Genomic DNA, 3,485 nt, shown 5'->3' with positions numbered 1-3,485 from the left:
AGAATATTGTTATTGATTTATTAGGACAAGGCAGTGCCATTGTCCCTACAATATTTCAATTTCAAAACAGTAGAGACAAGGGACTCCCTTGTCTAAATCCAATTCATTGGCATTGGGCTTTTTTTGAACCAAATAGTTCGGGTGTAAACACGCCGATTCCGAAAATGTAAATTGCATATAAGGAAACGATGGCTTCAGCCTCGCTAATTCATTGGCATTGGACTAAAGTCTCCAATTCCAAATGAGTTTTGCAAAAAGTCTATTTAACTTTTCGAAATACAAACAGAGCTTTTACCCTAGAGTGTTTTTTTCTGTTTTGATTATACTATTATTGGGCTTAGCTTAATAATAGAATCAAATATTTATTTCGCTATAATTTCCCAAAAACAACCAAGGCAGAATATAGTGCAATTTCAAGAGTTCAAAATAGAAAATTTAGAGCAGTTCCCAAAAGATTTAGAGATATTATTAGCAAAACAGTTAGAGATTATAGATAGTATAACCAAGAGTGAGCTAGAGAGCTACGAAACAGTATTAAAACCACTTCAAGACCTAGATGAAGAGCTTGGAAATTTTTTTACTCCTCTATCACATCTAAATAGTGTAAGCAACTCCAAAGATACGCAAAAAGCTTATGAGGAGTCACTGCCACAACTCTCCAAATTTCATAGTCAGATAGCACAGAATGAGGAGCTTTTTAATAAGATAAAAAAGATAAAATCCACTGATGCAGAGGCACAGAAAGTTATAGATAATGAGATTAGAGATTTTGTTCTATCAGGGGCAGAGCTTCCTATGGAGCAGAAAAAAGAGCTAGAGGAGATAAATTTAAAGCTCTCTGAACTCTCTAATAAATTCTCTCAAAATCTTCTTGATGCTACCAGTGAGTATGAGCTTATTATTGAGGATGAGAAGGATGTAGAGGGAATCCCAGAGAGTGACTTGGCATTGGCAAAAACTGAGTTGGCTGGAAAAATAGTGTATAGGTTTACTCTACAGATACCGAGCTATTTAGCCTATATGACTTATGGGGTCAATCGTGGATATAGAGAGGAGCTTTATCGTGCCTACTCTACTCGTGCATCAAAAAATGCAGAGGTGATTGATGAGATATTGGAGCTACGAGATAGGGAGGCTAAGATTTTAGGTTTTGAGAACTATGCCTCATATTCATTGGAAACCAAAGATGCTCCTTCTACCCAATCAGTTACTAATTTTTTGGAGAAGTTGGCAGAGCTTAGTATTCCACAAGCTATAGATGAGCTAGATGAGTTAAAAGATTTTGCAAAAAAGATAGATAAGATAGGCTCTTTTGCTAGTTTTGATATAGGGTATTACTCTGAAAAACTGAAAAAAGAGAAGTTTGATTTTGATGATAGCATGACCAAGCCATATTTTGAGCAGGGTAGGGTGCTAAATGGTCTGTTAGATGTTGTTTCAGGTCTGTTTGCTGTTGAGTTTAGAGAAGTAGAGGCTACTGTTTGGCATGAAAAAGCTAAAGCTTATGATATATACAAAGCAGAGAGATTATCTGGTCGCATCTATTTTGATTTGGAGTCAAGAAAAGAGAAGCGAGGTGGGGCTTGGATGCATGACTGGGAGACTCATTTTGTAGATGCAGAGGGTAAAAAGCATCTGCCAACTGCATTTATAGTCTGTAACTTCTCACCATCAACAGAGACTCAACCTAGTCTCTTGCGTCATGATGATGTGGTGACACTTTTTCATGAGATGGGACATGGGATTCATCATCTCTTTGGAACTTGCAATGAGAGGTCAGTTTCAGGAATCAATGGTGTGGCTTGGGATGTGGTTGAGTTTCCCTCACAGTTTTTGGAAAATTTTGCTTATGAAAAAGCGATACTCAAAAGATTTGCACTCCATCATAGGACAGGTGAGGTGATGAGTGATGAGCTACTAGAGAGGATAAAAGAGACCAAAAACTATCAGGCTGCTATGGGTATCTTGCGTCAGGTTGAGTTCTCTCTATTTGACTTTACGCTACACAAAAAGCTACATCAAGGTGATGAGGTTCAGAGTCTGCTTGATGGTATTAGAGAGACTACCGCATTGATTGAAGTTCCTGCATATAATAAATTTCAAAATGGTTTTGCTCATATCTTTGCAGGTGGATACGCAGCAGGGTACTATAGCTATAAGTGGGCAGAGGTTTTGAGTGCTGATGCTTTTTTTGCTTGTCTTGATGAGGATGGTAGTTTTAATCAAGCCAAAGCAGAGGGGTATTATGAGTTTATATTAAGTAAGGGTGGTTCAGAAGATATGAGTTCCCTCTATCAGCAGTGGCTTGGTAGAGTTGCCAAAGTTGAGTCTCTTTTGAAACTGTATGGGATTGCGTAATAGCAATTTCATCTTTTGTTTGGTGGGCATAAATGCACCACCTTACTTACTTTACACTCTCCTCATACATCTTGACAGCTTTGTTCATATTTGTCAAAAGTGGAATGTTAATAGCAATTGCTTTCTCTAATCCCTTCTCTGAAACATCTGCATTTGAGATAATCTCTTTGTAGTCAAGCCATAATTTTTGAACTTTGACAAGTTGTCTGTTAATCGCCTCATCTTTTGTACCTGCAAGTCCTAAATCTGTATCACCTTTTATTAGAGCGATTAGAGTTTTATCAAATAGCTCACCAGTCTTTTGGAGATTTTTTGTATACTCTTTGGCATCAACTCTATTGGCAATGGTAAGTAGCTCTTTTGTCATTTTCTGGCTAATATCATTTTGTTGCTTTTTTGATGCTTGTTGCTCTTTTTCTGATATTCCTGTATTGGCAATAACATTTTGATACTCACTCCATAGAGTCTGAACTGTAACAAGTCGCTTAGCAATATCTGGATCCGTCATAGCCTCTCTGTTATTTGTCATCAGATTAGTTAAAGTATCTTTAAATAGTTCACCTGTACTCTTTAGACTCTCTACATTGGCATTTGATTTTAATTTATTTGCGATAAGCAGAAGCTCTTTGGTCATTTTTTGAGTTAACATTCTCTGACGACCTGCTAGGTTAATGGTTTTTGCCATATGCGGGTCAAGATGGGAAGCACCATCATTCTCGTACATCTGTACAACCATATTCATATTTCGAAGAAGAGGGAGATTCTCTTTGTCGATGGATACCAGTGTGGCTTTCTCTGTTTTACCATCAGCTACTTTTTCTACATGTATTTTAAAAGTGTTCCACAGTGAGACGACTTTATCTATCTGTTTGACAATCTCTTGATTATTGGTTTTAGGAAGATGGAGGCTTTTGTCACCATTACGAAGACCTATAAGTGTTTTATCAAAAAGTGCAATAGTCTTCTTTAGACTCTCTGTATTGTTTTTGACATTGATGCCTTTTGCAATCAACAGAGCCTCTTTGCTCATTTTTTGTGTTAACATTCTCTGTTTACCTGCGAGGTTAATTACAATGCCATGTTGATGTTTTTTGCTCTGTTTTATATTTTCTGTGTTATTAGTTTTT

Annotated in this window: 2 protein-coding genes; one reads left to right on the top strand and one right to left on the bottom strand. The window is 37.0% G+C overall.

Translation table 11 applies throughout. The features are described from left to right. Nucleotides 1-405: 405 nt before the first annotated feature. The gene (locus GSY74_RS01045; RefSeq protein WP_370518753.1) at nucleotides 406-2,358 is read left to right on the top strand and encodes a M3 family metallopeptidase; all 1,953 of its coding nucleotides are present in this window, start codon (nucleotides 406-408) and stop codon (nucleotides 2,356-2,358) included. A 46-nt stretch (nucleotides 2,359-2,404) separates the two neighbouring features. Here the strand turns inward: GSY74_RS01045 and GSY74_RS01040 are convergent. Further along, the coding region (locus GSY74_RS01040) for a type IV pili methyl-accepting chemotaxis transducer N-terminal domain-containing protein (RefSeq protein ID WP_164663243.1) at nucleotides 2,405-3,485 on the bottom strand (1,081 nt) is incomplete at its 5' end.

This window comes from Sulfurovum sp. bin170, from assembly GCF_010892395.1.
Lineage (GTDB): Bacteria > Campylobacterota > Campylobacteria > Campylobacterales > Sulfurovaceae > UBA1140.
The sequence above is the reverse complement of the archived record's forward strand: the minus strand, read 5'-3'. Positions and strand labels throughout refer to the sequence as shown.